Origin of the sequence: Hyalangium sp., assembly GCF_045802625.1 — a bacterium.
In the GTDB taxonomy this organism is placed as follows: Bacteria; Myxococcota; Myxococcia; order Myxococcales; family Myxococcaceae; genus Hyalangium.
On sequence record NZ_JBJMQP010000070.1, the window covers coordinates 1 to 26,610 of the forward strand.

Below are 26,610 nucleotides of genomic sequence, written 5' to 3' on the forward strand. Positions count from 1 at the left end.
CCGCCATGGCGAGCAGAATGCGTGCTCGGCGTGCGATGCGCTGCTCGGTCCGGCCGTCTTGCACCAGACCCTCGAGGTGCGCGACCTCTGATGGCGCGAGGTGGATCAGTCGCGGGGGGCGTCTTCTCATCGAGAAGAGCTATGCATCCCCAGCGACTATGTCTATGCACTTCGTGGACACTCCACTAGCGCACAGCCCAGACTCCATACGTCAGCGGCCCTCCTCGGCCCCTCTGCACCAGCCCACACCCTCAACCGGCCTCCCATTCGCCCTATGCGCAGGGTCTAATAGAGAGCGGAGATGAAGGGCAGGAGGCGAGACGATCCCCGGGCCGCGTTCTGGATCTGCCCGTAAATTTAGGTTTCGATACCCGGCAGCCATGCAGAATGATTCCAAGCGGCTCCAGACACACCGCGCTCGCCCAGAGGCGCTCCCCTACGAATGGGCCGATCTGACCGAGGACCAGCAGGCCGTCGCGGTGGAGATTCACAAGTATCTCCGCGACTTCGTCTCGCTCCCGCTCGGAGGGAAGCGTCCCGCAGGTCCCTTCAGCTGGAGGCCGGATCCCCACCGCGAGTCGAACGTCATCCTGATCGATGGAAGCCGCGGCAGTGGCAAGACCAGTGTCCTACTCACGGTGCTCGAGCTCTGGCTTCGCGTGCTCCGGCAAGAGCCCACCGGCAAGGCCCCCGAGGAGATCGTCGAGTGGCTGCAGCGCGGTGAGCTGGCGGGCAAACTGATCCCGCTCCGAGTGCTCGATCTGCAGCCACTCCCCCAGTCCACCTCGCTGCTCACCTGGCTGGCAGGGCGTCTGCTTGAACTCGTGGACGATCTGGAGGGCGTTGATGGAACGGAGCGGGGGGCTCCCCCTGCCCCGATCGGAAGTTGGAATCCGAAATGGGAGGTCGAGCTCCCCTCGCGAAAAGCCTGGCGCGAGCTGCTCCAAGATGCCGCCATCGGCTGGGAGAGCAACCTCTCGCAGCGAAGAAAGGACCTGGATCCCGAGTCGTACGCCGTCGAGCTCGGCCAAGCCGAGCGGGCCCGGCTCTCCATCCAGGACCGCTGGCGCGAGTTCGTGGACCGCGTCGCCGAGGATGCCTGCCAGCGGCTCCGCATGGTGAAGCCGGATGCACGGTTCATCCTGTCCATAGACGACGCAGACATGAACCCGCACCGGTGTGTCGAGCTGCTCGATTTGCTGCGAACATTTTGGCATCCCCGCCTGGTGTTCGTGCTCACTGGCGAGACGGACCTTTTCATCAAGACGCTCCGGCTCCACTATCTTGGGCGCTTTCGAGAGGCCCTCGGCTCAGGGGATCTCAGCAGCACGGAGAGCGTGGCCATTGATTCCAAGCCGAATGCGCTGGGGCTGGCATGGAACGCGTACAACAAGGCCGTACCTAGAGGGCAGCGCTTCTCCCTCCTCTCGCTCCGGCCACGCGAGCGGTTCAAGCTTCTCCAGCAGGAACTGGACATTCCACTTCGCCGTACCTTCGAGCAGCTGCCCCCCTCGAACCTCGCAGGCTATATCGAGCTGGCTCCGTTCCTGCAGCGCGCACTGCCAGATCGACTGAGGCGGCTTCAGGATCTCAGGCAACGGCTGAGCACTTCCGATCTCCGCAAGCGCGCGGCATTTCTCGTCCACGAGCTCTGGCAAGACAGCATCCGGTTCAGCGACCTCTCTTCGGCGCTCCAGGCATCCCTGTTGGAGTCTGTGCAGCTGCGGGATGAGGGACTCTTCGTTGAACTCCCGGATTATCTCTCGTGGGAGAGTCAGAGCTTCAAGGCAACCGTGCTTCCAGGTTCGAGCAACGCTCTCAGGATCAATATCCCCACTGGTTTTACCTACGCTCCGCTCCCCGATGAACCCCCTCTCCCAGAGCCAGTGACTGCCCTTCTGCAGTTGGCGCTGAATGTCGCTGTAGATGAAGTGGATGGAGAAATGCCAGATCGGTCACTCCCCCAGGGGTTCGACTCCCCTCTGGCGAGCACCGTCATCGCCATTGGCCGCGGCCGGAAGGCAGAGTTCGCTTGGCCCCTTCCCGATTGGACCACGCCTCTCGAGTTCCATCTAGTGATGGCCGCGTGGACCCGGCAGAGCCTCAGCTCGATTCTTTCTCACAAAGCCCCTGGAGCCCTGATAGGGCGGTTCGTCTCCGCTGTCCTCAGCGCCGATGCCCGGCGCCGACCGGACGAGCAGTTCCCTGAGGACAGGAACCTCTGGGAGGACCTAGCGGCGCGCATCTCGGAGGCCCTTCGCCGGCTCGCGGAAAACAGCTCAAGTTCCCCAAGGCAGCGCCGGCTGGATCGCTGGCTCTATGAGCGAGTCGGACTGCTCGCAGCACCCGAGTCAGGGCTTCCTCCTTCACTTGCCAATGACTTCCTTGGTGCACTGCTCGCGCGCATCCCGTCGGAGTTCCAATCTCTCTTGGTCTCTAGGCTGAAGACCGGACGCCGGTCACGAGCCAAGTCCGCACTCGACGAGATCCAGCTGGAGGAAACCGAGACGCCCTCGACCATTCTGCAGAAAATCGATGAGGCGCATCCCTCTTTCGACTGGGGTTCCAGGGTCGAAGATCGGCCGTCGGCTGTCCAAGGCCAGGATCTCACCGAGGCGCTTCAGAAGGCCATGACGAAGATCCCCGTCCACCATCACCCCGCGAGCTCAGCCAAGCTCCCTGAGTCCCTCAAGCATTACGTGGATGAGACCCTCAACCTCTCCACGCAGTTCCAGGGCATCCCAAGAGAGCGGCTCAGCGAATTGGTGGCGGCCATGGAGCGACTCGCCTCCGAGAAGGCATCCGCCAGTCAGGCGCTCCTGACGCTTTGGAATACCTTGATCGAGTCTAGACCACCGTCCGAACAAGCGGTGATCCGGGTCATGCTCTCCCAAGGCGAGGCAGGACTGCAGGTGGTGCTGCCTTCAGAGCTCGCGGGTTGCCTGCAAGATCCCATCGTCAGGCGAGCCGCGCCAGAGAGAAATCTTGAGGCACGAAACGGCATCATCTGGCAATTGCATGGCTACTTGCGTGCCGAAGATCGTGCAAGCGATGAGTTGCACAAGGTCCTGGCTGTGGCTTACGACATCGTGGCAGACGAACGGGATGTCGACGGCTCCACCGCAAGCAATGCTGAGCTCCACGACATAACCTGGGGTGCGGCTCTTCCAGGCGTATCGAGCATGTATCTCTTCCGGGGCAAGCCGGTCCACATCGACTGGCCCGTTCCAAGGTGGCTGTCTTTCTTGGACTGGCACCTGACTGATCAACTCTGGCAACGGTGCCGTCCAAAGCCCATGCTCATCCTCAGGGCTTCCTCTAATCGCACGAGTCTCGTTCGCGACCTGCTCTACCAGATGAGCGCCATCGCCAATGGGAGGCAGCTGACTACATCCAGCGTTCTTCTGTGGGACGATGCTCTGCAGTGGATCCGTACGTCTCCTCAGAAGATCGATCTCCAAGGCACACGCTGGGCACGCATCCGAGAGTGGGCAGAGATAGGCGTGCTCTTGTTCGCTACACCGGAGCTGGGGCTCCCATCCCAAGAATGCACCTTCCTGCTCGGACTGCTCTCGACGCCCGTCGACCCTTCCAGAATTGAAGCCATCGTCGCTGCGCGACGGGCCTGGGCGCGGCGCTCGCTTCACCTTGCTGGGCTCGATCATGATGGTGCATCCGTAGCGCGATTCCTCGCGGAGATGGACGGCTTGGACCCGAATCATCCCTGGAAACAGGTCATTGGAGCCGATGCATCCCACGCGATTCAGTTCGACACTCCCGCGTAGATGCCCAGCTCGGCGAACATCCACCAACTTGAGGCTGAGATCGCGGCTTGGCCGCTGACCTCCGAGGCGGGGTTCCGCCTGGGACTGGACACGCTCACCCGGACCGATGCGGGCGTCCTGGGCCGGGACACCCAGCACCTCTCGAATGCGCTCCTAGCCCACTTGCGGCCGCGCGCACGAGGGCTCTCACTCGAAGTGCTGTCCCAGTTCCGGGATGGGGTGTGGTTCGGCAGCGGCGAGTCGCCTCCAGGCTCTCGCGGCCTGCGCATTTCCTTGGCGTCCTTCGCCCAGAGCCTAGCAGGGCACTTGCTAGCCTTCGTGGGAGATCACGCGGTGCTGCGAATCGAGGTACGCCCGTCTCCCGAAGTGCTCGCTGCGCGCTGGCGCTGGCTCTCCTTCGCGCTCCCACCGGACGTCCTGATCGCGGCCCATGCGGCCGCCGAGCAGACCTCTCCCCCAACAGATTTCGTCAACCTCGGCATCCCCCACCTGGAGCGCTTCTTCGAGACCGAGGGCATCGCGCAGACGCACCTCCACCTGGGCGCCGCAGTGCCCTTCGAGTGGCTCTGGACCCACTTGATGACCCGCGTCGGCGATCACGCGCTTCAGCCCAAGGCACTCCAGTCGGAAGGCTCCTTGCCCTTTGGGTCAGCTCGGGAGTTCCTCGACTGGCTCGTAACTGCGGCCTTCGCCCGCCTCATCCTCGCGGGGTTCCTCTGGCGCCTCGAACTGGGACTGGACTCCCGCTTCGTCTCCTACGTCCGGGCTCAGGCCAGACGAGGGCGGAACGCAGAGGAGAGCCAGGCAGCGCTCAGCGCGCTGTACCGTGGTGCTCGCCCGCAGAGCTTCGCGTCGTTGAGGCCCATCCTACGGCGGCTCACCGGCACGGCTCACCCCTCCTCACCAGCGGAATCGCTGGCGGAACTGCGCCGCCGGGATCCCGTCTCGGAGTGGATCGGCGGTGAGGGTACGCTCCCCGAGACGCACCTGCTGACGCGGGGCCTCCGCTACCTGCTGGGCTCAGCGGGCAGCCGTGACGAAGAGTTCTCCCGGGTGTTCTGGCAGTACGTCCGCATCCGGAGCCTCACCTACCGGCATCTGGTCCTGGAACCAGGCACTGCGGGGCTCGATTGGTTCTCGGTGCACTTCAGGCGCATCTCCGCCCTTCGCGGAGGCATGAGCGAGCGGGCCTTGATGGCCTCCGCCCTCATGCTGGAGTCCCGGGGCCCTCCCTTGAAGTCGATCGAGGTGAGAACTTCCCCCTCCCCTCACTGGCAGGACATTCGCGATCTCGTCCGGCACATCGAGCGAGCGCCCGAGCCTCCGGGAGTCCGGGCGGAGCGAGGGCTCGTCCTTCACTTCACCAAGGTGCGGAACACCCGGCGCAGCGATCATCTGCCCCATGCGGATCCCCGGCAGATTGCGCACCTGTGCCGCTTCGGCAGCTACTTCCACGAGAAGCAGCGCGAGGCACTCGCCATCGAGGCGGCCCTGCAGCACCACCCGGAGTTGCTGATCGTGCTTCGGGGGCTGGATGTGTGCAGCCTGGAGCTGGCTGTTCCCACCTGGGTCTTCCTCCCCATTCTCCAGAGATTGCGCGAGCAGTCCGCGCGCATCGCACGCAGGCTCGCTCCCTATGGCCGAGTGCCTCCTCCGTTCCATCTCACCCTTCACGCGGGCGAGGACTTCCGCCGGCTCATCGAGGGCCTGAGGCGCATCCACGAGCCCATCGAGTTCGGCATCCTCAGAGGGGACGACCGGATTGGCCATGCCGTGGCGCTGGGAGTGGATCCCGAGCAATGGGCCGCCTCCATTCCCCTGGTCCGCCAGCCCGCGGAGGAGCGCCTGGACGATCTGCTCTGGGAACTCGGCCGGTACCGCCGAGCGGAGATGCCCGCAGATGCCGCCAGGGTGGAATACGTCCGTGGGCAGATCGACCACCTAGCCGAGCAGATCTACGGAAGGAACCACTTCACGCCCGAGGTGCTCCTGCGTGCCCGGGAGCTGCGGCACAAACCACGCTTCCTGGCAAGCCTGGGCTATCCATTCATGCGCCCCTCGCTCGGCGTCCACGATGAGGATCTCGCCGGGAAGCTGGTGCTCCGGTACCTCACGGACTTCGAGGTGTATGCCAAGGGGCAGGCGCCACTGGAGATCGAGACGCATCCGTCCGAAGTCCCCATGCTCCATCAGGCTCAGCGATTCCTGCGCACGCTGCTCGCCCGGCTCGGCATCACTATCGAGGCCAATCCTTCGAGCAACATCCTGATTGGCGATCTCCCGCTCGACGAGCACCCCGTGTTCCGGCTTCAGCCGCTTCCGGGACGCCCAGGCGAGCCCGGTGGTCCCGTTGCGGTGTGCCTGGGGGACGATGACCCGATCACCTTCGCCAGCAGCCTGCCGGATGAGTTCTACCACCTCTATCACGCGCTCATCCGCCACCAGGTCTCAAGCCAGGATGCCCTGGCCTGGCTCGATCAGCTCCGAAAGAACGGCGTCAGAGCGCGCTTCACGCTGCCGGACTCCATCCGGCCAGCCAAGTGACGAGCAGTCTTCTCCCCCAAGACCGGCCGATGACGTTGAAAGAAGCCAAGAACCTCTGCCTAATAGCCGCCCCATGGGCCCACGACACTACCCGGGCATCAACTGCCGGACGAGATCCAGCAGCTTGCCACGCTCCACCTCGCGCTTGACGAGGTAGCCGTCCGCGCCCGCCTCGAGGCCCTCGGCCCGCTCCTCGGGGCTGTCGAGCGAGGTGACGAGGATGACAGGCATCCGGTTGAGCGTCGGGTGGGAGCGGATGCGCCGCGTGAGCCCCACGCCATCCAGCCGCGGCATCTGCCAGTCGCTGACCACGAGCTGGCAGGGCGTGCGCTCCAGCACCTCCCACGCCTCCTCGCCGTCCGAGGCGGTGACCACCGGGTAGCCGGCGATCTCCAGCAGCGACTTCATCGCGAAGCGCGTGGTGAGCGCGTCGTCGCACACGAGGATGCGGGGGCGGCGGATCTCTCCCGCCACCGTGCGCGTCGTGGGAGACGCGGCGCGCAGCAACTCCGGCGCGTTGAGCACCGGCACCAACCGGCCATCATCCAGCACGGCCGCGCCGGCCAGGTGCGCCACGCCCTTCAGGTGCGGGCCCAGCGCCCGGACGACGATCTCCTGCTGCCCCGCCACCTCGTCGATGGCGAACACCACCCGGTCCTTGCCGAGCGCGAGCAACATCACCGGCTGCATCTTCCCGTTGTCGAGCGCCAGCGGCAGCCGGGGCAGCCCAACGGCCTCCGCCAGCGAGAGGAAGATGAGCTGCTCGTCCTCCACACGCGCCACCACGCGGCCCGCCACCGTCCCCACATCCTGCGGGGCCAGGCGGAACACGCGCTCGACCATGTCCGAGGGCACGGCGACGACCGAGGTGCCCACGCGGACCAGCAGCCCCAAGGCCGAGGCGAGCGTGAGCGGCAGATCGATCAGGAAGCGAGTCCCCTGCCCCTCCGTGTACGTCACGTCCACCGCGCCCTGGAGGCGCTGCGCCGTGGCGAGCACCACATCCAGGCCCACGCCGCGTCCGGACGTCTCCGTCACTTGATCGCGCGTGGAGAAGCCCGGCTGGAAGATGAGCCGCGCCGCCTGGGCATCCGAGAGCTTGGCCGCGGCCTCCGCCGTCAGCAGGCCGCGCCGGATGGCGGTGGCGCGCACCTTCGCCGGAGACAGGCCTCCGCCATCATCCTCCACGATGACGGCGATACGGGTGCCGCGGGACTCCACGCGCACCCAGAGCCGGCCCTTCTCGGACTTGCCCGCGGCGCGCCGGGCCTCCGGCATCTCGATGCCGTGATCGATGGCGTTGCGCACCAGGTGCAGCAGCGGATCCTTCAACGCGTCCAGGATGCGCCGATCCAGCCGCACGTCTCCACCGGCGACGAACAGCTCCACCTGCTTGCTCAGCCGCGCGCTCACCTCGCGCACCGTGCGCCGCAGCGGCTCGAGCACCTGAAGGGCCGGAACCATGCGCAGATCGCGCAGATCGTCCCGGACCACCTGGGCCACCAGGTTGAGCTGCTCGCCCTCGCGGGTGGCGTCCTTGAGCAGCTCCACGATCCGCTTCTGCATGCCGCGCAGGCTGACCACTCCGGCGCGCAGCGGCTCCAGCGCCTCCGCGCTCCCGTTCCCACTCGACAGGGAGAGCTGCGAGGAGGAGCGCTCCAGGTGCACGATCGTGTCGTGCGTGTTGTCGAGCAGATCCCTCAGGGCATCGGTCCGACGCGCCTGCAGCGCCCGGCCCGCGATCAGGTGCTCCACCTGGAGCCCCAGCGACTCGAGCGTCTTCACCGAGACGCGCACCGCCTGATCGACGCCGCCCTTGGAGCCAGCGGCCCCTTCACCCGCCGCGGGCATGACCGCCGCCTCGCTGGCCGCGCGCAAGGCCTCTGCGGCCTGCTTCGTCGGAGCGGGGGCGCGCTCGGGCTCCGGCGCAGGAGCGGACGCCTTGGCGGGAGCCTGGGGCGCGGCAGGACCGAGTGCACCCCGGATCTCCACGAGCAAGCCCGCGAGATCCGACGCGGCGATGCTCGCGCCATCCCCCGGCTGCTCCATCTTCGAGAAGCCCGCCGCCGTGCGCTCCGCGAGCGGGGCGATCTGCTCCTCTTCAGCAGCCTCGGCCGTGATCCGCAGCGAGCGCGCCAGCATCACCGCCGTCCGCACGGTGTCCGCGCGATCCGGCACGTTCGGAGAGACCAGGGTGACGAGCGCCGCCTCGAGCTTGTCCAGCACTCCCAGCGCGTCCTTGCGGAAGCGCTCGCTGGGGTTCTCCTTCGGCGCCTGGCCACTGCCGAGCGCGGCCAGCAGCCCGGCCAGCCCTTCGATGACGGGGGTCTCGCCCGCATCCCCGAGCCCCAGCGCCAGCTCGATGGAGGACAGCCCCCGCAGGGTGACCTCCACCACCTCACGCGGCAGCCGATCATTGGCACGGTAGCGCGCCAGCCCATCCTCGATGGCGTGGACGACCTGCTCGATCTCCGTCAGCCCCAGGCTCGCGGCCGAGCCCTTCAGGCTGTGCACCAGCCGCTTCAGCGACGGGAGCAGATCGGGATCACGCCCGGCCGGATCTTCCTCCAGCCCGAGGATCTTCGTGCCAATGGCCTGGATCTGCTCCCGCGTCTCCGCGGAGAAGATGGGCCAGATGCTCCGGAGCACCTGTTGATCCATGCGCCGTGCCTACCCTCGCCTCTCGGCGGACGGAGTCCCGAGCTGGGCCACATCGAGCACCGTCAGCCGGTCCGGAGTCAGGTGCAGAAAAGGTCCCGCGGGGGGCTGAGACAGGGTGGCGCGCAGCAGCTCCTGCCGCCCGTCCACCTGCTCCGCCGCGATCCCGAAGGCATCCCCGGTGAGATCCACCACCACCACCTTGCCCAGGTCGGACATGCCGCCGCCCTCGAGCCCCAGCAGCTGGCGCAGGTCCAACACCGGCACCACGCGCGAGCGCGACACGAGCGCCCCCATCACGTGCCGCGGCGCCCCGGGCAGCATGCACAGCCCGCGAGACTCCAGCACATGATCCACCTGCTCGATGGGGACGGCGTAGCGCTCGCCGCCGACGCGGAAGGTCAGCACGGTGAGCACCGCGGGGCGGGCCTGCTCGCGAGAGCCGGCCAGCACGCGCGCCCGGTTGGACAGCACCTCGCGGCGCTTCTCCGGGCTCACCTGCGCGTTCTCGATCAGCGCCCGCGCGTCATCCAACCTCTGGATGAGGCCCGAGTAGTCGATCTCGACCTTGGTGTCGGTGTCTTCCGTGGACATCGGGTGCTCAGCGGCCCGAGGGGCTCTTCACAGGAAGTTTCAACAGCTCGCGCACGCGCTCCCGCAGCTCGTCCACCGAGACGGGCTTGTTGAGGAAGGCGCTGGCGCCCACCAGCCTGCCGCGCTGGCGGCTCGCCTCGTCCTTGAGCGAGGTGAGCAGCAGGAAGGGCGTGGCGTGCAGCGCGCCGTCCGCCCGCACCGCCGCGCACAGCGCGAACCCGTCCATCTCCGGCATCTGTACGTCGGAGATGATCAGATCCGGCTTGATCTCGCGGGCCTTGGCCAGTCCCTGCACGCCGTTGCCGGCGTCAAAGAACTGAAGCCCCCAGCCCATCAGGTACACCTGCAGCAGGTTCGTGATCGTCTTGGTGTCCTCGACGATGAGAACCTTCAACGGCGCTCCCTTTGTCCCGGCCGTGTTCATAGCTGATATCTACCTACGAGCTCCGAGAACTTCTTGGAGAGGTTCGAGAGGTTACCCGCAACCTGTTCAATCTGACGCGTCCCATTGACGCTGTCAGCCATGGCCACCGACAGCTCACTCATCGCGGTGGCGATCTGCTCGACTCCGATGGTCTGCTGCCGCGTGTTGCCGGCGATCTGCCGCGCCGCGGCAGAGGACTCCTTGATGACCTCGGCCAGGCCGAGAATGGCAGAGCCCGCGCTCTGCGCCAGCGCCATGGCGGCCTGGGCTCTGCGGCTGCCCTCGTCCGTGGCGGCCACGGCGGCCTTGGTGCCCTTCTGCACCTCGCCCAGCAGGCCTCGCACCTGGTTGGCGGCCACCTTGGACTGCTCGGCCAGGGCGCGCATCTCCATGGCCACCACCGCGAAGCCGCGGCCATGCTCGCCGGCCTTGGCCGCCTCGATGGAGGCGTTGAGGGCCAAGAGGTTGGACTGCTCGGCCACGTCGCGCACCGTGGTGATGATGTCGCCGATCTGCAGGGTGCGCTCGTTGAGCTCGGTGATGGCCACGGCGATGGCGCGCACCTGCTCGCCCAGCTTCTCCATGCCGGCCACGCTCTCGGCCACGACTTTCTGGCCCTCGGTGGACAGCGCCTCGGAGCGCTGCGTGCCGCTGATCACCGAGTCCGCGTAGCTGGTGGCCTGCTTGGCCGTCTGGGCGATCTCGGCCACCGTGGTGCTCGTCTCGCTGATGGCGGAGGCCTGCTCGTGCGCCATGGCGGACTGCTGCGAGGAGGTGGTGAGCGCGCTGTTGGCCTCGCGCTCGATGTCCGCCGCGGCGCCGCGCAGGTCCGCCACCAGGTGCGTCACCGTCTGCGCCATCTGCCCGAAGCTCTCCGCCACATCGCCGATCTCGTCACTGGAGTGCACATCGACGCGCTGGCGCAGATCGCCCGCGGCGATCCCCACGGCTGCCTGGGCCAGCCGCTCCAGCGGCACCGTCACCAGCCGGGACAGCAGGGCCGCGGCGATCATGCAGAGCAGCAGGACCAGCACGCCCAGCTCCACCGCCCGGACGATGCTGTCGCGCACCGAGGAGGCAAGCGAGTCCAGCTGGATGCCCACCTGCACGGTGCCCACCTGGACCTGCTTCTCGGACGCCGCGGGCTGCCGCGGATCCTCCGCCCGGCCGTAGAAGATGGGCGCCGAGGTCTCCAGCACCGGCCGCCCGCCCACCGTCCGCTCGCGCTCCACGGCCTGCGCCGACTTGACGGGGGCCACCTTGTCGGCGCCCACGTACTCCTTCTCGGCGGCCTGGGCCAGCACCTCGCCCTGGCTGTCGCGCACCACCACGTACGCCACCTCCGGCACGTCGCGCAGCGTGGCATCCGCCGCCTGCTGCAGGCTGACCTGGGAGTTGGCCGCGGTGTGGGCCGCCAGGTTGCTCGCCAGTTGGATGCTCACCACACGCGCGCGCGACGCCAGCTCGTCCCGCAACGCGGAGCGCATCTGCACCGTGAACTCGGCGATCAAGAGACTGGCCACCAGGGCACCCGTCAGCCCCGTGATCAACAGGATCTTGGTGCGCAGGCTGAGCCGTCCCACCGAACGACGTCCCGGCTTGGACAGCTTGATGCCTTGGACTTCCACATGACCTCCCAACTCTCACGAGCGCCGCCCTGCTGGCGCTCCCTGCTAACCCTTCCGCTTCCGCGAAGCCAGCGCCTGCCGCAGGGCTCCCGCTGTCATCGGCTCCAGCCCCCGGAGCAGATGCTCGTCATCCAGCCCATCCAGCGCGCGCAGCGCGTTCTGCTCGGCCCGCTCCGCCTCCTCCCGTCGATTCAATCGCGTATAGAGGTTGACCAGCGTAGCGTGGGCGAGCGCCATTTGCGGATCCAGATACAGCGCCCTGCGGACCAAAGCCACCGCCTCGTTGAGGTTGTCCCGGGCCTCGGCCACCATGGCCAGTAGCTGGTAGGCCTCCGGCATGAGCTTCTTGGCCGCCTCCCGGCCCAGCTCCTCGGCCTTGTCGAACTGGCCCGCCTGCGCCGCCGCGTGCGCCTGACGCAGGATGTCATCACTCCCCGTGGAAGCAGCCGGGACTTTGGGTGCCACGGGGGACGGAGCCGGTGCGAGGGCAGGCACAACGCGAGGCTTGGGGGCAGGCGGGGGCGGCGGCGGCGCGGCCTTCGGCTTTGGCGCGGGCGCTGGCTCCGCGGGCGCCACTCGCAGCCGGGGCACGCGCAGCACGGGGGAGCCCTGCACGTCGATCTGATCCAGGCCCATCCCGTTGGTGAGGGGAATCTCCGCGGGCGCCAGGAAGAGCAGCCCTCCGGGATTGATCGTCGCGATGAGCTTGGCGAGCACCTGCTTCACCAGCTCATGCGGGAAGTAGATGAGGACGTTGCGGCAGAAGACGGCGTCCAGGTCGGCCACCGGCGCCGCCTCGAGGACCAGGTTGTGACGTAGGAACTCCACCGGCCGCCGCGCCTGGGAGTTCACCATCACCAGATCGCCCTGCGGCGTCAGGAAGCGCCGCTCCATGGAGGGCTCGATGCGCCGCACCGACCAGGGGCCGTAGGTGGCGGCGCGGGCGCGCTGCAGCGAGCGGGCGGAGATGTCGGAGGCCATCACCCGGATGCGCTCCACCGGCAGCCCCGCGGCCAGCAGCGTCATCGCGATGCTGTAGGCCTCCTCGCCCGTGGCGCAGCCGGCGCTCCAGACCCGGAACAGGCCGTCTTCCTTCAGGGTGGCCGCCCGGGCCAGCTCGCGCAGGTGCTCGGGGTGGCGGAAGAAGTACGTCTCTCCGATGACGGCGTACTCGATGAAGGACTCGACGAACGCCGGGTCGCGCGCCAGCAGCCGCTGGAGGAAGAAGGCGATCTCCAGCCCTCGCGCCTCGGCCGCCCGCGTGAGCGCGGTGCTCAACGAGCGCCGGACGCTGGAAGCGAGCGTCATGCCGCTGGCCTCGCGCAGCACTTCCTCGACCCGGCCGAGCGTGGCCTCGTCGAGCGCATCCGCGCGCGCTACCTCGCTCACGTCTCCTCCGAGATCGCCAGCAGGGCCGAGGTGCGCAGCAGGGGCCTCAGCCCCTCCGCCGTGCGGCACAGGCCCGCCATCAGCCCCGTCTTGTCCCAGGCCGTCCGCGCCTCGCCCTCGGCCACCTGATCCACCAGGAGCGGCGCCTCGACGATGTCCTGCACGTGGTCCACCAGCAGCGCCACCGTGCGGTCGCCCACGCAGACCACCAGGTGCGCGTCCAGCGAGGGCTCCCGGCGCACGCCCATGAGCGAGGCCAGGTCCACCGCCAGGGCGGACACCCCACGGTAGATGAAGGCGCCAATGATGTGCGCAGGCGTGCCCGGCAGGGGCTGCAGCTCCACCAGGCGGACAACCTCTTGCACGGACTCGGAGGGCAACAGCACTTGCGTGCCCGCCACCTCCACGGTGAGGTAGAGCCCCGGCAGCCGATGCTCACCGCCCAGGTGGACCAGCTCTCGCCGCAGCCGCGTCACCTCGTTCTCCAACGAGTTCAGCCGCTGCTGTACTGACGCACGACGCGCCTGGGCTTCCGCAGGTGTTGTGGGAGTTTCAGCCATCGGGGAGACCCAGCCAAAGCCTCTGCTCGGGTGGGGCCGAAACGTAATCCGCCCGGTGGAGGACCGTCAATGCGGGCGAACAGGCGGCGATGCTTCCTTGGCTGCTCCTAATGATCCTGGCCGACCTGCTACGGTGGGTGCGCGCGCCGGATCGTACAGTGCCTGCGGTTGTGCTGTGATAGGCTGCGGGGATAGCGCATGGAGGCCTGGATGCCGTTTGCGGTGTGGGGGTTTGAATGATCAAGAGTGACGCCTCGGGCCCTGCGGCCCCTGGAACACCTGGTGTGGATCCCCTCGTTGGCCGGACACTGAATGGACGCTTCAGCATCGTGGAGCCCATTGGCATCGGGGGCATGGGCAAGGTCTACCGGGCCATGCAGGCCCCGCTGGATCGCGTCGTCGCCCTGAAGATCCTCAACCCCAGCTTCCCGAGCACCAAGGATCCGGGCTTCCAGCAGCGCTTCCTGCGCGAGGCCTCGCTCACGTCCAAGCTCCGCCACCCCAACACGGTGACGGTGATCGACTACGGGCAGACGGACGACGGCATCTACTACATCGCCATGGAGTACCTGGAGGGTAGGACGCTGGCGCAGGTGCTCGCCCAGACCGGCCCCCTGCCCTGGAGCCGGGTGATCTCCATCGTGCAACAGGTCTGTCGCTCGCTGCGCGAGGCCCACGCGACGGGCATCGTCCACCGGGACCTGAAGCCGGCCAACATCATGCTGCTCAACGAGTCCGATCAGGATCTGGTGAAGGTCCTCGACTTCGGCCTCGTGAAGTCCATTGCCCCGGTGCCCGAGGGTGAGGGCTCGCTCAGCCCGGAGATCACCCAGAGCGGCACGTTCCTCGGCTCGCCGCAGTACATGGCGCCCGAGCAGGCCCGCAATGTGGCGGACGTGCGCAGCGACATCTACTCGCTGGGCGTGGTGATGTACCAGATGCTGCAGGGGCGCCCCCCGTTCATCGCGAGGGATCACCTGGAGCTGATCTTCGCGCACTGCAAGGAGCCACCCCCGCCCTTCAACTCGCTGCGGCCGCACATCCCCGTGCCGCACGACATCGAAGCGGTGGTGATGCGCTGCATGGAGAAGGATCCCGCGCGCCGCTTCCAGTCGATGGACGAGATGCTGGAGGCCATGCGCACGGCCAACATGGCGGCGGGCGGCCACAGCGGCATCTTCAAGCGTCCCGGCGGTGGCACCACGGGCCCGCACCCCTCTCCCCTCTTCGCGAGCGCCAGTGGGCCGGACAGCAATGCCTCCACCCTGGCGCTGGACATCAGCGTGGAGGTGCCCGAGGCGGTGGCCAAGGCGCGCCGCCGCAGGCTGATGGCCACCGGGGCGCTGGTGGCCGGCGCGGTGATCGTCGGCATGGGAGCCACCGTCCTGGTGATGCGCCCCCGCGAGGCGCCGCCCGTGGCGCCGGCCCCCGTCGAGAAGCCCGTCGCGGTGGCCCCGGCTCCAGTGGCGCCTCCGCCTCCCGCGCCCGAGCCCGCTCCGGCCGCGCAGCAGATGGTCCGCCTCCACCTGATGAGCGAGCCCACCGGCGCGCACGTTTATTACAAGGGGAAGGACCGCGGCACGACGCCGTTCGTGCTGGAGATCCCCGCGGGCGGAGATGGCACCGTCACCGCCGAGCTCACCTTCGCGGCCGACGGCTACCAGCCCGAGATCGTCATGACTGGCGGCTCGGGAGACGTGGTGCTCTCGCAGAAGCTTCAGAAGCGCCGGGGCGGCGCGGCGAGCAAGGTCGAGTTCGCCAGCGCCCACAGCGCGAACCTGGAGCCAGCCGCGCAGATGAACTCGCTCGACCCGGCCGAGTCCCTGGCGCCGTCGACCCCCGCGCCCGCGGCGAAGCCGGCCAAGGCCACGGCACCGGAGGATGGCGCGGACATCGGGGGCAACCTCGCCGTGCCAGTGCTCCCCACGGGAGCGCTCGCCGCGGTAGGCAACAGGCCCATGCCCTACGGCGAGGGCATGAGCCGGCCGGAGCAGCTCGATGGCAAGGAGATCGCCTATACCCGCGAGGCGCTCGCGGCCAAGGTGCAGGGCACGATGCTGGTGAAGTGCACCATCACCCGCCAGGGCCACGTGGAGAACTGCCGCATCCTCAAGGCGCTCCCGCACATGGAGGAGGCCGTCCTCGAGGCGCTGCAGTCGCGTGTCTACAAGCCCATCCTCTATAAGGGCCAGGCCGTCGCGGTGGACTACGTGTTCAGCATCAAGCTGCAGCTGCCGCGGCACTGAGCGAGGCTCTCCCGGCGCTGGCTCCCGCCTCCTGAGTCACGGAGCCGCGGACGAGCCGGCGACCGGGACGCCCGCGGCGGGTACTCCCCAGTCCACCACCGGCCAGCCGCGCCGGAGGGCCTCCCGCCGCAGCCGGTAGTCCGGGTGCACGACCACGGGCCGGCCCACCACCTCCAGCACGGACAGATCCGAGTAGGAGTCCGTATAGAAGGAGCACGCGGACAGGGACACGCCCGCCTCGCGTGCATAGGCCTCCGCGTGGGTGCGCTTGCCGGGCCCGAAGCAGACCTGGCCCAGCGGCCGGCCCGTGTGCAGCCCGCGCTCATCCACCTCGAAGCGGTTGCAGAGGATCGCATCCAGGTGGAGCTCCCGGGCGACGAGCTCGGAGAGGTAGCCCGAGGAGGAGGTGAGCAGCACCAGCCGATCTCCCTCGCCGCGGTGCTCCTCGAGCGCGCGCAAGGCTCCGGGGCGGTAGAGCGGGCGGACCTGCTCCTCATAGAAGGTGGCGGTGCGCTCTCGGATCGTCTGGGCCGAGGTGCCCGCAAGCTGAGAGATGGCCACGAGCAACGCGTCCTCCATGGACACGAAGCCCAGGTGGTAGCGAGCGATCCACAGGCTCGCCCGGAGCGCCTGCATCCGGGTGATGTGCCCCAGGGCCAGCTCGCGGCGAATCCACAGCGCCCCGGAGTTCACCGCGAGGAGCGTCTTGTCGAGATCGAAGAACGCAACGCTCATGCACGCACCCTCACGAACCGGAGGCCTGGGCACCGCGCTCGCCGCGTGCCCCCTGACGAGCCCTTCTCCGAGCCCACACCCTCCACACGGACAGCAGCACTCCCGGCAGCAGCGCGCCCGGAGCCGCCGCGCAGCGGGTCCCCGCGTTCTGGGCGGACAGGTTCTTGCTCGACACGCCGAGCCCGGAGCACTGGTTGGGCGGCAGGCCTCGCGGATAGATATCGCAGAAGCCAGCGGCGGTCCCCACGTCGATGATGCGCTTCTGGGTCTCCCCGATGGGCGCGGTGGGCTCCATGGTGGACAGCGGCACGGTCACATGATCCAGCCCCATGGCGTGGCCGATCTCGTGGGTCATGGTGTTCTGGATGTCCGAGCCCACGCACTCCGGCGAGGGCAGCCCCTCGCACGGGGGAGAGCTCACGGTGGTGAAGAGGAAGCCGAGGTTGCCCCCAGGCTGGGCGGCGTTGAGCTCGATGTCCGCGTCCAGGATGACGCCCGTCTTGAAGCTGAACGTCGTCGTGGTCAGCGCGATGGTCAGCTCGCCGTGCTCCCAGCACGAGTAGTCATTGGCGCACGTCTCCGCCGCGCGGCAGGGATCCAGCTCCGGGACAACGTCCTGGCAGGCCGTCTCGCGGAACGTGACGACATTCTCGTTGGTCTGGCCCACGACGTAGCCCACCGAGGGGCGGCTCACATCTCCGCCCCGGACGAAGGTGAAGTCGCTGCACGTGGCCGACAGCGTCCGCCAGGTGTCGAAGGCGGCATCAATGGCGGGGAACTCGGTGTCTCGCGGCGTCCGGAGGCTGCCAGCGGAGTCGATGTGGTAGACGAACTCGCGGCTGAGCCAGTTCAGGCACAGGTCCTTTCCGGGCACCACGGTGCGCTGGTAGGCCTGGGCTCCCGCGGTGGACGCCATGAGCAGGAGCGCCAGCAGGAGCCCCCCACTCTCCTTCACGAGCACGCTCCCCTGCGCCGCCGGGCAAGCATGAGCGCCCAGCCGGCCAGTGCGGGCAACCACGCCTCGGCGCCAGCGGTGGCGCACCCCGCCGACTTACGGCCGAGGTTGATGTCCGTGGTGGGGTGGATGCAGGCCTGGCTGGGCTCTCCCTTCGGATACGCCAGGCAGACGAAGCTCTGAGAGCCCGGGTCGACGGTGCGCTTGGCGGTCTCGCCGGCCGCGGCCTGCGCGTTCATCGTCGAGTTCGGGTAGGTGGTGTGGTCCAGCCCGATGAAATGGCCAATCTCGTGCGTGGCCGTGTTCTGCACGTCCGTGGACACGCAGTTCGTGGTCTCCGCGGGCAAGTTACAGATCCCTGGCCCGTTCGAGGTGGTGAAGAAGAACGAGGGCGAGTTCAGCTCGATGTCCGAGTCATAGATGATGCCGGACTTCTCGTCGTACGTGGTGAGGGTGATGGCGATCGTCTGCGCGAGGCCGTCCCAGCAGTCATAAACATTGGCGCACGATTCCTCGTCCTTGCAGGGATCACCGGCGGGAACCACGTCCGAGCAGCGCCGCGTGCGGAAGAGCACCAGGTTCCGGTTGTCGCCCTTGGCGTCGTAGCCCACCGTGCGGTCGTCCACGATGCCCCCATCCTCGAAGGAGAGGTTGCCGCACCTGTCGAAGACGGCCTCCCAGCTCTGGAAGGAGCGGCGGATGGCGTCGAACTCGGAGCCCGCGGGCTGCGTCTGAGGATTGCCCGCGCTGCTCTGGTAGTAGGTGATCTTCGGCACCGTCCAGAAGAGGCACTGGGTCGAGGGATCTTTCGAATTGACATGACTGCGCGCATACGGATCCGCAGGGACCTTCTGGCCCAGCGCGAGCGCCAGCATCAACGCCGCGATCTTCACTGCTGCTTCTCCTGCCCCGGCTGCTGCAGGGCGGTCCGGATGGCGGCCTTCAGCGCATCCAAGGTGAGCGTCTGCTGCTGGGAGCTCGTGGGCTGACGCGTGGTGGGATCCAGCAGGAGCGCGTCGCTGGTGTTCTCCGGCACTGCCAGCACGGACCGGCTGTCCTCCGAGCGCCGCACCTGGTACTTGCCCTGCGCCATCCCGGTGACCTGGAAGGCATTCGACCCGTGGCGCTCCAGGAAGACCACCACCTCCTCGCCCGGCGAGAAGGAGGCCAGGCCATGGACGATCTGTCCGATATCCCCCACCCGTCCGCCCGGCTGGATGATGAGCACGGTGCTGCTCGCCTGCCCCTTGAGCGTCTCGGTCACCTCGAGCTCCACATCGGTGACGATGCGGCGGTGGTCCCCGCTCCAGCGGCTCTCCATGCGGCGGACCGTGCCGTGCACCACGGTATCGGCGGCCTGGGCCAGGCTGGTCAGGTCCATCCGGAGCATCGTCGTGGCGGCGGCTGGCAGCCCCAGCAACAGGGTGGCAGTCAGGAGTGCGGAGAGCGCGAAGCGCAGTGTCATCGGGTCACCTCGGTTAACGTCAGTGTAGCCCAGGGTCTCCAGTGGTGCTCGAAGCACTGTGGACTCGCGTTGACCACCCATCCGCACCCTTGCTATCCCGCCCGTCCTAAATATGGCTCCTGCACCCCGCGTACGATTCGCACCCTCTCCCACTGGCTACCTCCACATTGGTGGCGCCCGGACCGCGCTCTTCAACTACCTCTATGCGCGTCGCTTCGGTGGCACCTTCATCCTGCGTATCGAGGACACGGATCAGGAGCGCTCCACCGAGGCCTCGCTGCAAGCCATCCTCGACGGCCTGAAGTGGCTGGACATCGGCTGGGACGAGGGCCCCGAGAAGGGTGGCCCCTACCCGCCCTACTTCCAGACGCAGCGGCTGGACACCTACCGCCAGCACACCGAGCAGCTCATCGCCGCGGGCAAGGCCTACCGCTGCTACTGCACTCCGGAGGAGATCAAGGAGCGGCGCGCCCAGGCCGAGAAGGCAGCGGGCGTCACCGGCGTCTACAAGTACGAGGGCACCTGCCGCAACCGCAAGGACATCCCCGCGGGCCGCCCGTCCGTGGTGCGCTTCAAGATGCCCTCCAACGAGGGCTCGGTCTCCTTCGACGATCTGGTGCTCGGGAAGATCACCAAGGAGTACTCGGACCTGGACGACTGGGTCATGCTCCGCGCCGACGGGATTCCCCTCTACAACTTCGGCTGCGTCATCGATGACCACCTGATGGACATTACGCTGGTGGCGCGCGGGCAGGAGCACGTCAACTCCACCTTCCCGCAGCTCATGCTCTACCAGGCGTTCGGCTGGGAGCCGCCCCGGTTCGCCCACCTGCCGCTCATCCTCGGCCCGGACCGCGAGAAGCTGTCCAAGCGCAAGCACAAGGAGGCGGACGTCATGCTGCACAAGGCCAACGGGATCCTCCCGGAGGCCCTGCTCAACTTCGTCATCCGCCTGGGCTGGAGCCACGGCAATGACGAGGTGATCTCCCGCCAGCAGATGATCGAGTGGTTCGACTTCAAGGACGTGGGCAGCACCTCCGGCGTGTGGAACCCGGAGAAGCTGCTGTGGCTCAACCAGCACTACCTGAAGACGCTGCCCCCGGCCGACATCGCTGGGCGGCTGGCGCCCTTCCTCTCGGAGAAGGGCTGCCCGCTGCCCGCCAATGATCCGCGCCTGGAGCGGTTCGTGATGGCGTTCCGCGAGCGCGCCAAGACGCTCGAGGAGATGGCCGCCATGGCCGTGCCCTATCTGAAGTCGGGCGTGACGCTCGATGAGAAGGCCGCCGCCAAGCACCTCACCGCGGACTCCCTGAAGCTCGTCCGGCAGGTGCGCGACGAGGCCGCGGCCCTGCAGGAGTGGAGCGTGGCCGCCCTGGACACGGTCATCAAGACGGTCAGCGAGCGGGCAGGCGTGGGCATGGGCAAGGTGGCTCAACCCATCCGTGTGGCCGTCACCGGCAACACGGTGAGCCCGGGCATCGGCGAGACGCTCCTGCTGATGGGTAAGGACGAGGCGCTACGCCGCCTGGATGCCGCGCTGGCTCGCGGCTGACACATGGCTAGGGCTCGTATGAAGGCGGTGGACGCCGCCCAATGCGGGCCCTATCTTCCCGCCCCATGACGCGAGCGCTTGACAGCTTGAAGGGCCATTTCTATAAGGCGCGCCCGCTCTGGGCAGCAGTGGTTGGCCTGTGGGTGACGGCGGCGGGGGCGGATGCGGTCAGCGGGGCGCAGCTCCCCGATGGCGCGCAGAAGGTGGGCGAGAATCGGTACCGGGCGCCGCGGGATTTCGAGGAGACGCTGAAGTACTACAAGACCGTGTATCCGGTGCAGGCGTACCCTCGAAAGTCGATCGTCAACCAGCCGGGCGTGAAGGCTGTGCACATCGTCAACCCCTCGGGGAAGAACTTCGAGGGGCTGAATATTTATGAAGCGAACGACGAGGTCCGTATCTACGTCGTCCCGGTTCCGCCTCCTCCGAAGCCAGTCAGGAAGGCGCCGGAACCCAAGTCGGGAAAGAAAACTCGGTAGTTCACGAGCCCCGGCGAGTTGTGGTAGAGAAGTCGCGAAGTCGCAGCACGGCAGTCCTTGGGGAATCGTCTAACGGCAGGACAGCAGACTCTGACTCTGCTTATCTAGGTTCGAATCCTAGTTCCCCAGCTTGAAAACTTCGGTTGACGTGAGGACACCGAAGCTGTAGTTGAGGTCGCGGTTTTAACGGCCCTGTCGTCTAGTGGTTAGGACGGAGCCCTCTCACGGCTCAAACTCGGGTTCGAATCCCGGCAGGGTCACTAGAAGCGCCCGCTCTCCCAACGGAGGCGGGCGCTTCGCTTTTGCGGGCTCAGCGACGAGTGGTGATGCTGCGGTGGAACAGCAGCAGCGCGTTGGCCAGCCGCGTCTGGGCCCGCTCGATCGACCGGCGCACCAGCAGCATCTTCACCCGCTCCGGCAGGCTCTGAGTCCCCGAGGAGGAGCCGAAGCCCACCAGGTCCAACCTCAGGCCGATGGCCTCCAGCAGATCCGAGAGATCCGCCTGCGGGTTGGCCAGCAGCAGCACGTCCGGCGAGCGCGACTGGAGGATCTCCGCCAGCATCCGCCACCGAGGCTCGCCCGTCTCCAGGATGACGACGTCGCACGTCTCGAGTTCGGGAGAGGTCGCCGGCAGGGACACCACCTGGAAGCCCTCGGCGGTCAGCACCTGCTCGGCCTCGGGGCTGCCCACCACGGCCACGCGCCCCGTCATCGCCCCGCTCCTCACCGCCTGCTCGTAGTTGCGCAGCTCGTCTTCCAGCGCTTGATGGGCGTTCTCCGGCGCGTCCTGTCCGCTCTCCAGGAGCGTGGAGGCCTGCCTTGCCACGTCCCGCGCCTGCTCGCGGCCTTTGATCCGCTCGGAGCGCCGCTCGAGCGCCGCTCGCACCTTGGCGCGCAGCACCCGCAGGTCATCAAAGGGCTTGAGGATGTAGTCGCTGGCCCCCGCCGCGAAGGCGGCGATCACGGACTCCGAGCTGGCATAGCCGGTGATCATCATCGCCTCGAGGGCCGGCTGGAGCCGGCGGGCCTCGGCGATCAGCTCGATGCCGCTCATCACTGGGAGGTTCTTGTCGGTGATGAGGACGTCGATGCGCTGGCTCTGCAGCAATGGCAGGGCCTCCTCGGCGCTGGTGGCCTGGATGACCACCAGATCCGACTCGCGCGCCAGCAGACGACCGCACACGTCCAGCACGACGGGCTCATCGTCGACTACCAACAGGGTCGAGGCGAGCGTCCCCCCACTTCCTCCCTCTTCCTCCTCGGTCTCGAACGGCAGATCCATTGGGGGGTAGGTTCTCACAGCTTGAAGGTAACTTCGAGCGATGCGAGCAGAAGACCTATGCTGTAGGTGTGAGCTTCGCCGACGCCCTGGTGGAGAACCGCATCCCCCCTCGCCTCGGGGACGTGCTCCTGAGGTATGACGAGGGGCGCCTGGTCGGCGAGTCCCTCCCCCCCTCCTGGGAGCGGCGCCTGCTGCCCGAGCTGTGCCTCTGGCTGGCCGCGGCCTGCGGGGTGGGCAGCCTCGCCCTGCTGGTGCTGGCGCCGAGCCACTATGGCGTACCGGCGGCGCTGGGGCTGGCCGCGGCCGCCCTGATCGGGTACGCCCTGCGGCTGGAGGCGCGGCTGGGGCGCCGGCGCTTCGTCCTGCACTTCGCAACGGAGACGTTGCGGCTGGACCGGCTGAGCTGGGCGCCCTCGGCCACCCGGACGCAGGCCATCCCCTTCGATGATGTGACGGCGGTGGAGGTGGTCCAGCGCCCCTCCGGGCACTACGCGATCATCGTTACCTGGAAGGCCGGCCCGGAGAACAAGCGCGAGGAGCGGCGAGCGGCGCTCGTGGAGCAGGTGCGCCCGAGCGAGGCTGCCACGCTCGAGCGCGTCTGGCGCATGCTGCACAACGCCTTCGGGCTCAAGGCATCGGCGCCCGCAGAAGGGTGATCTCGATGGTGGTCCCCTCGCCCGGGGTCGAGGCCAGCTTGAGCTTGCCGCCGTACTGCGTCACCAGCTCCCGGCAGATGGAGAGCCCCAGCCCCGTGCCAATCCCCACCGGCTTGGTGGTGAAGAGCGGCTGAAACACTTTCTCCTGCAGCTCCACCGGGATGCCGCAGCCGTTGTCCGCGACGTTGAGGACCACGTGGTGGTCCTGCGCCGTCCAGCGCACGTCGATCTTGCCCGGCCGGCCCACGCCCTCCATGGCCTGCGCGGCGTTCACGACGAGGTTGAGGATCACCTGGCAGAGCTTCACCGGGCCGAACAGCACTCGCACCGGCTCTCCGCTGCTGGTGAGGCGGGCCCGGTCGCGCACCTCGGCGCGCGCCAGCTTCACCGCGAAGGACACCACTTCGGAGACCTCCGCGGCCTGCTCCGTCTCGTCGCCGCGCGCCTGCGCCTTCAGGCCATGAGCCACCTGCCGCAGGTGCTCGGTGCCCGTCACCAGGTCGCCGATCAGCGAGGGCAGATCCTTCACCGTCTCGCCCACGGCGCGGTTCGGATCATGGGCCAGGTGCTTGTTCACGTACTCGATGACCTGCTCGATGTCCCGGCGCAGCGAGGACACGTTCTGCGAGAGGTAGCCCACCGGCCCCATCAGCTCGTGGGCGATGCCGGCCGTCACCTGTCCCAGCGTGGCCAGACGCTCGGCCTTCATCATGCGGCTCTCGACTTCGCGGATCTTCAGCTCCAGGCGCGCGATCTTCAGCGCGTCCTCGAGCGCGGAGAGCATCTCCGCGCGATCCCACGGCTTGACGAAGTAGCGCGTCACCTGGCCGCGGTTCACTGCGTCCACCACGGCCTGGAGATCCGCGTAGGCGGTGACGAGCATGCGCTTGGCGTCGGGCGCCAGCGTGCGAGCGCGCTCCAGCAGCTCCACGCCGCTCATGCCGGGCATGCGCTGGTCGGAGATGACGACGCCAATCTCACCGCGCCGCTGCTCGAGCAGGGCCAGCGCTTCATTGGGCGAGGAGCAGCGGAAGATTCGGAAGCGCTGGCCGAAGTTGGCGTCGAACACCCGGAGGTTCAGGGCGTCGTCGTCACAGTAGAGGACAGCGGGAAGATCGTACGGGCTCATGGCAGGGGGCCAAACCGAGGAGGAAAGCGGCCTGGAATAACGACAGGATAACGCGACCTGCCGCCATCGCATCTTCCTCCAGCCAGAAGCTGCTCAAGGAGCGAGCACGCGCGTAACGCACCGCGTCTGAAGACCCGTATACCCCGACCGAGGACGGCGCATGCCGCAGCACGCCCGCTGGCTTGGAGGCGAAGCGAAGGCTCGGCTCAGCTCTCGGAGCGGGACTCGCGCGGCGAGGGCTGCGAGGCGCGAGCCTGCTCCTGAGCATCCCCTTCGAGGGCGAACTCCACGGCTTCGAGCGAGCGGAACTCTCCGCGAGGCAGTGCGCCCAGCAACGTGAGGACCTCCGCTGGAGCCGCGTTCTCCCGAGCGATGCGGCCCAGCTGCTCGGCCGAGAGCGGATACACCGCGCCCTGGAGGGCCTGGCGCAGCAGCGATGCGACTGAGAGCAGCGGCTTCACACGTGCCTCCGGACCACCGTCGCCGTAGGTGGACCGGGCCCGTGACATGTCGTCGTTCATTGAGGGGGAAGTTAAGCAGGCAACGGGCTCATTGCGGGCTTTTTTCATCGTCCGCCGAGCCAGCGAGGGAGCATGCCCCCTCCTGGGAGCCCCATGGCTACCACCCTCGCCACACCTCACCGTATCTCCACGGACACCCCGAGGAGGCGGACCATGGAGAAGAAGGACAAGGGCTACGTGGAGCACATCGAGCACGCGGAGGCGACCCGGCCGGAGCCCTGGCCGGGAATCCAGGGCCGCTCGAAGGAGCATGAGGAGGAGTTGCCCACTGGCACCCCGCGCGAGGGACAGGCCAGCGTCACCGAGGCCCAGCGCAAGCTCGAGCAGGAGATGGAAGAGGAGGAGAAGCCGCGGAGCTGAGCGTCCGCGACAGCGCTGCACCGAGGAGGGCCGCCACGTTCATGCCGTGGCGGCTGGCTCCCATGGCTAGAACAGCAGGCGCATCGGGTGCTCGAGCAGCGCCTTGAGCTCGCGCAGGTACTCCGCGCCGATGGCGCCGTCGATCACTCGGTGATCGCACGAGAGCGTCACCGTGAGGATCTTCCGCACGAGGATCTGCCCGTCACGCACCACCGGCTTGTCCGCCACCGAGCCCACCGCGAGGATGGCCGCCTGCGGCGGGTTGATGACGGCGACGAACTGATCGATCCCGTACATGCCCAGGTTGGACACGGTGAGCGAGCCGCCCGAGTACTCGTCCGGCTTGAGTGCCCGCTTGCGCGCGCGCTCGGCCAGCTCGCGGGACTCGGCCGAGATCGCCGCCAGACCCTTCTGGTCCGCGTCCTTGATGATGGGCGTGATGAGGCCTTCCTCCAGCGCCACCGCGATGCCCACGTCCGCCGTCGCGTACTGGACGATGTGATCGCCCTGCAACGAGACGTTGATCTTTGGGTAGCGCCGCAGCGCGATGGCCGCCGCCTTCACGATGATGTCGTTGACGGAGACCTTGGACTCGAGCGCCTTGGCCTCCTCGCGGATCTTCATCGCCGCGTCCATCTCCACGTCCACCGTCAGGTAGAAGTGGGGCACGCCCGGCTTCACCTCGCTCATGCGCTGGGCGATCACCCGGCGCATGGACGAGATCGGCACGGACTTCGGCTCGGGGCGGACCCCCGGAGCCACCGCGGCACGCGCGGGCGCGCCAGCAGCCTTCGGAGCGGGCTGAGCGCCTTGAGCCAGCGCCGCCTCGATGTCCTTCTTCACGACGCGGCCCAGCGGTCCGGAGCCGTGCAGCGACGCCAGATCCAGGCCGCGCTCCTTCGCCATCCTCTTCGCGAGCGGACTGGCGCGGACCCGGCCACCCGCGGCAGCGGCGGCCTTGGGAGCCTCCGCCCTCGGTGCGGCCGGAGCAGCCGCCGGAGCAGCCTTGGGAGCCTGGGCCTGCGGAGCAGCGGGAGCAGGCGCGGCGGCAGCAGCCTTGCCACCCTTGCCAGCGATGAACGCGATGGGAGCGCCCACCTTGGCCATCTGGTTCTCGCCTACGACGATCTTCGCGAGCGTCCCATCCTCGTAGGACTCGATCTCGAGGTTGGACTTGTCCGTTTCGATCTCGGCGATGATCTCGCCGGAGGAGACCTTGTCCCCCACCTTCTTACGCCAGCTGAGGATCTTCCCCTCCGTCATCGTCGGGGAGAGCGACGGCATGAGGACCGGGATCCCCTCGCCTCCCGCGGCCGGAGCAGCGGCGGCGGGCGCAGGCGCGGGCGCGGCAGGTGCAGCAGGCGCGGAGGGAGCAGGCGCGGAGGGCTTGCCAGCCTCGACCTTCTCGCCCTTGGCGCCGACGTAGGCGATGGGCGCGCCCACCAGGGCCATCTGGCCCTCGGGCACGACGATCTGCAGCAGCACGCCGTCGTCGTAGGCCTCAATCTCGAGGTTGGACTTGTCCGTCTCCACCTCGGCGATGGCCTCACCGGAGGAGACCTTGTCCCCCGCCTTCTTGAGCCACTTGACGATCTTCCCCTCCTTCATCGTCGGGGAGAGCGACGGCATCTGGATCGGCTTGGCCATA

General features: G+C 67.9%; 21 protein-coding genes and 2 tRNA genes. 9 read left to right on the plus strand and 14 right to left on the minus strand.

The window, feature by feature from the left end:
• The first annotated feature begins 380 nt into the window (after window positions 1-380).
• Both ACJ8AT_RS13925 and ACJ8AT_RS13930 read left to right on the plus strand, forming a co-directional pair.
• On the plus strand, window positions 381-3,785 hold the full coding sequence (locus tag ACJ8AT_RS13925) for a hypothetical protein (RefSeq protein ID WP_407738200.1): 3,405 nt from the start codon (window positions 381-383) through the stop codon (window positions 3,783-3,785).
• Window positions 3,786-6,329, plus strand: a complete 2,544-nt coding sequence (locus ACJ8AT_RS13930) for a hypothetical protein (protein WP_407738201.1) — start codon at window positions 3,786-3,788, stop codon at window positions 6,327-6,329.
• An 87-nt stretch (window positions 6,330-6,416) separates the two neighbouring features.
• Here ACJ8AT_RS13930 and ACJ8AT_RS13935 read toward each other — a convergent pair whose 3' ends face one another.
• Genes ACJ8AT_RS13935 through ACJ8AT_RS13960 form a run of 6 tightly spaced genes read right to left on the minus strand, consistent with a single transcriptional unit; the run spans window position 6,417 to window position 13,582 of the window.
• Window positions 6,417-8,990 (minus strand): response regulator, encoded by a 2,574-nt coding sequence (locus tag ACJ8AT_RS13935; RefSeq protein ID WP_407738202.1) that lies wholly within the window; start codon window positions 8,988-8,990, stop codon window positions 6,417-6,419.
• A gap of 9 nt (window positions 8,991-8,999) precedes the next feature.
• The gene (locus tag ACJ8AT_RS13940) at window positions 9,000-9,581 is read right to left on the minus strand and encodes a chemotaxis protein CheW (RefSeq protein ID WP_407738203.1); all 582 of its coding nucleotides are present in this window, start codon (window positions 9,579-9,581) and stop codon (window positions 9,000-9,002) included.
• A 7-nt stretch (window positions 9,582-9,588) separates the two neighbouring features.
• On the minus strand, window positions 9,589-10,005 hold the full coding sequence (locus ACJ8AT_RS13945) for a two-component system response regulator (RefSeq protein ID WP_407738204.1): 417 nt from the start codon (window positions 10,003-10,005) through the stop codon (window positions 9,589-9,591).
• Complete coding sequence (locus tag ACJ8AT_RS13950) at window positions 10,002-11,633, minus strand: methyl-accepting chemotaxis protein (RefSeq protein WP_407738205.1); 1,632 nt, start codon at window positions 11,631-11,633, stop codon at window positions 10,002-10,004. Before ACJ8AT_RS13950 ends, ACJ8AT_RS13945 begins: the two co-directional genes overlap by 4 nt.
• A 45-nt stretch (window positions 11,634-11,678) precedes the next feature.
• A complete protein-coding gene (locus tag ACJ8AT_RS13955; RefSeq protein WP_407738206.1) occupies window positions 11,679-13,022 on the minus strand; it encodes a CheR family methyltransferase in 1,344 nt (447 codons plus the stop codon).
• Complete coding sequence (locus ACJ8AT_RS13960; protein ID WP_407738207.1) at window positions 13,019-13,582, minus strand: chemotaxis protein CheW; 564 nt, start codon at window positions 13,580-13,582, stop codon at window positions 13,019-13,021. Before ACJ8AT_RS13960 ends, ACJ8AT_RS13955 begins: the two co-directional genes overlap by 4 nt.
• Before the next feature lie 236 nt (window positions 13,583-13,818).
• Here ACJ8AT_RS13960 and ACJ8AT_RS13965 point away from each other — a divergent pair, with 236 nt between their 5' ends.
• Window positions 13,819-15,828 (plus strand): TonB family protein, encoded by a 2,010-nt coding sequence (locus ACJ8AT_RS13965; protein ID WP_407738208.1) that lies wholly within the window; start codon window positions 13,819-13,821, stop codon window positions 15,826-15,828.
• A 36-nt stretch (window positions 15,829-15,864) separates the two neighbouring features.
• Here ACJ8AT_RS13965 and ACJ8AT_RS13970 read toward each other — a convergent pair whose 3' ends face one another.
• The 4 genes from ACJ8AT_RS13970 to ACJ8AT_RS13985 are packed head-to-tail and all read right to left on the minus strand — an operon-like array spanning window position 15,865 to window position 18,983.
• Window positions 15,865-16,563 carry an HAD family hydrolase gene (locus ACJ8AT_RS13970; RefSeq protein WP_407738209.1) on the minus strand — a complete coding sequence of 233 codons (699 nt, stop codon included), beginning with the start codon at window positions 16,561-16,563 and terminating at the stop codon, window positions 15,865-15,867.
• Between the two features lie 10 nt (window positions 16,564-16,573).
• Complete coding sequence (locus ACJ8AT_RS13975; RefSeq protein ID WP_407738210.1) at window positions 16,574-17,518, minus strand: myxosortase-dependent metalloprotease, MXAN_2677/MXAN_2678 family; 945 nt, start codon at window positions 17,516-17,518, stop codon at window positions 16,574-16,576.
• Window positions 17,515-18,411 (minus strand): myxosortase-dependent metalloprotease, MXAN_2677/MXAN_2678 family, encoded by an 897-nt coding sequence (locus ACJ8AT_RS13980; protein ID WP_407738211.1) that lies wholly within the window; start codon window positions 18,409-18,411, stop codon window positions 17,515-17,517. The genes ACJ8AT_RS13975 and ACJ8AT_RS13980 overlap by 4 nt, the downstream gene beginning before the upstream one ends.
• On the minus strand, window positions 18,408-18,983 hold the full coding sequence (locus ACJ8AT_RS13985; RefSeq protein WP_407738212.1) for a hypothetical protein: 576 nt from the start codon (window positions 18,981-18,983) through the stop codon (window positions 18,408-18,410). Before ACJ8AT_RS13985 ends, ACJ8AT_RS13980 begins: the two co-directional genes overlap by 4 nt.
• 112 nt (window positions 18,984-19,095) lie before the next feature.
• Between ACJ8AT_RS13985 and gltX the strand changes: the two genes are divergently transcribed.
• The 4 genes from gltX to ACJ8AT_RS14005 all read left to right on the plus strand — a co-directional run bounded on the left by gltX (window position 19,096) and on the right by ACJ8AT_RS14005 (window position 21,274).
• Entirely contained in the window at window positions 19,096-20,535 is a 1,440-nt protein-coding gene (gene gltX, locus ACJ8AT_RS13990; RefSeq protein ID WP_407738213.1) for a glutamate--tRNA ligase, read from the plus strand.
• A 65-nt stretch (window positions 20,536-20,600) separates the two neighbouring features.
• Window positions 20,601-21,014, plus strand: coding sequence for a hypothetical protein (locus ACJ8AT_RS13995; protein ID WP_407738214.1), 414 nt, complete (start codon window positions 20,601-20,603; stop codon window positions 21,012-21,014).
• Between the two features lie 58 nt (window positions 21,015-21,072).
• Window positions 21,073-21,143, plus strand: a tRNA-Gln gene (locus tag ACJ8AT_RS14000).
• A gap of 59 nt (window positions 21,144-21,202) precedes the next feature.
• Window positions 21,203-21,274 (plus strand) — tRNA-Glu (locus ACJ8AT_RS14005).
• A 50-nt stretch (window positions 21,275-21,324) separates the two neighbouring features.
• Here the strand turns inward: ACJ8AT_RS14005 and ACJ8AT_RS14010 are convergent.
• On the minus strand, window positions 21,325-22,296 hold the full coding sequence (locus tag ACJ8AT_RS14010; protein WP_407738215.1) for a response regulator: 972 nt from the start codon (window positions 22,294-22,296) through the stop codon (window positions 21,325-21,327).
• Window positions 22,297-22,364: 68 nt separating this feature from the next.
• Here ACJ8AT_RS14010 and ACJ8AT_RS14015 point away from each other — a divergent pair, with 68 nt between their 5' ends.
• Window positions 22,365-22,952, plus strand: coding sequence for a hypothetical protein (locus ACJ8AT_RS14015; protein ID WP_407738216.1), 588 nt, complete (start codon window positions 22,365-22,367; stop codon window positions 22,950-22,952).
• Here the strand turns inward: ACJ8AT_RS14015 and ACJ8AT_RS14020 are convergent.
• Window positions 22,924-24,081 carry a sensor histidine kinase gene (locus tag ACJ8AT_RS14020; RefSeq protein WP_407738217.1) on the minus strand — a complete coding sequence of 386 codons (1,158 nt, stop codon included), beginning with the start codon at window positions 24,079-24,081 and terminating at the stop codon, window positions 22,924-22,926. The genes ACJ8AT_RS14015 and ACJ8AT_RS14020 overlap by 29 nt on opposite strands.
• Before the next feature lie 206 nt (window positions 24,082-24,287).
• Window positions 24,288-24,602 (minus strand): DUF2795 domain-containing protein, encoded by a 315-nt coding sequence (locus ACJ8AT_RS14025; RefSeq protein ID WP_407738218.1) that lies wholly within the window; start codon window positions 24,600-24,602, stop codon window positions 24,288-24,290.
• Window positions 24,603-24,755: 153 nt separating this feature from the next.
• On the opposite strand from ACJ8AT_RS14025, the gene ACJ8AT_RS14030 reads away from it, so the two are divergent.
• Window positions 24,756-24,962, plus strand: a complete 207-nt coding sequence (locus tag ACJ8AT_RS14030) for a hypothetical protein (RefSeq protein WP_407738219.1) — start codon at window positions 24,756-24,758, stop codon at window positions 24,960-24,962.
• Window positions 24,963-25,028: 66 nt separating this feature from the next.
• On the opposite strand, the gene ACJ8AT_RS14035 is transcribed toward ACJ8AT_RS14030, so the two are convergent.
• Window positions 25,029-26,609: a pyruvate dehydrogenase complex dihydrolipoamide acetyltransferase gene (locus ACJ8AT_RS14035; RefSeq protein WP_407738220.1), complete on the minus strand. Its 1,581-nt coding sequence runs from the start codon at window positions 26,607-26,609 to the stop codon at window positions 25,029-25,031.
• Window position 26,610 lies beyond the last annotated feature (1 nt).

Bases quoted from the DNA above. Each gene is read 5' to 3' on its own strand.
- ACJ8AT_RS13925 (WP_407738200.1), top strand. From the start codon at position 381: ATGCAGAATGATTCCAAGCGGCTCCAGACACACCGCGCTCGCCCAGAG.
- ACJ8AT_RS13930 (WP_407738201.1), top strand. From the start codon at position 3,786: ATGCCCAGCTCGGCGAACATCCACCAACTTGAGGCTGAGATCGCGGCT.
- ACJ8AT_RS13935 (WP_407738202.1), bottom strand. From the start codon at position 8,990: ATGGATCAACAGGTGCTCCGGAGCATCTGGCCCATCTTCTCCGCGGAG.
- ACJ8AT_RS13940 (WP_407738203.1), bottom strand. From the start codon at position 9,581: ATGTCCACGGAAGACACCGACACCAAGGTCGAGATCGACTACTCGGGC.
- ACJ8AT_RS13945 (WP_407738204.1), bottom strand. From the start codon at position 10,005: ATGAACACGGCCGGGACAAAGGGAGCGCCGTTGAAGGTTCTCATCGTC.
- ACJ8AT_RS13960 (WP_407738207.1), bottom strand. From the start codon at position 13,582: ATGGCTGAAACTCCCACAACACCTGCGGAAGCCCAGGCGCGTCGTGCG.
- ACJ8AT_RS13965 (WP_407738208.1), top strand. From the start codon at position 13,819: ATGATCAAGAGTGACGCCTCGGGCCCTGCGGCCCCTGGAACACCTGGT.
- ACJ8AT_RS13970 (WP_407738209.1), bottom strand. From the start codon at position 16,563: ATGAGCGTTGCGTTCTTCGATCTCGACAAGACGCTCCTCGCGGTGAAC.
- ACJ8AT_RS13985 (WP_407738212.1), bottom strand. From the start codon at position 18,983: ATGACACTGCGCTTCGCGCTCTCCGCACTCCTGACTGCCACCCTGTTG.
- gltX (WP_407738213.1), top strand. From the start codon at position 19,096: ATGGCTCCTGCACCCCGCGTACGATTCGCACCCTCTCCCACTGGCTAC.
- ACJ8AT_RS13995 (WP_407738214.1), top strand. From the start codon at position 20,601: ATGACGCGAGCGCTTGACAGCTTGAAGGGCCATTTCTATAAGGCGCGC.
- ACJ8AT_RS14010 (WP_407738215.1), bottom strand. From the start codon at position 22,296: ATGGATCTGCCGTTCGAGACCGAGGAGGAAGAGGGAGGAAGTGGGGGG.
- ACJ8AT_RS14020 (WP_407738217.1), bottom strand. From the start codon at position 24,081: ATGAGCCCGTACGATCTTCCCGCTGTCCTCTACTGTGACGACGACGCC.
- ACJ8AT_RS14025 (WP_407738218.1), bottom strand. From the start codon at position 24,602: ATGAACGACGACATGTCACGGGCCCGGTCCACCTACGGCGACGGTGGT.
- ACJ8AT_RS14030 (WP_407738219.1), top strand. From the start codon at position 24,756: ATGGAGAAGAAGGACAAGGGCTACGTGGAGCACATCGAGCACGCGGAG.
- ACJ8AT_RS14035 (WP_407738220.1), bottom strand. From the start codon at position 26,609: ATGGCCAAGCCGATCCAGATGCCGTCGCTCTCCCCGACGATGAAGGAG.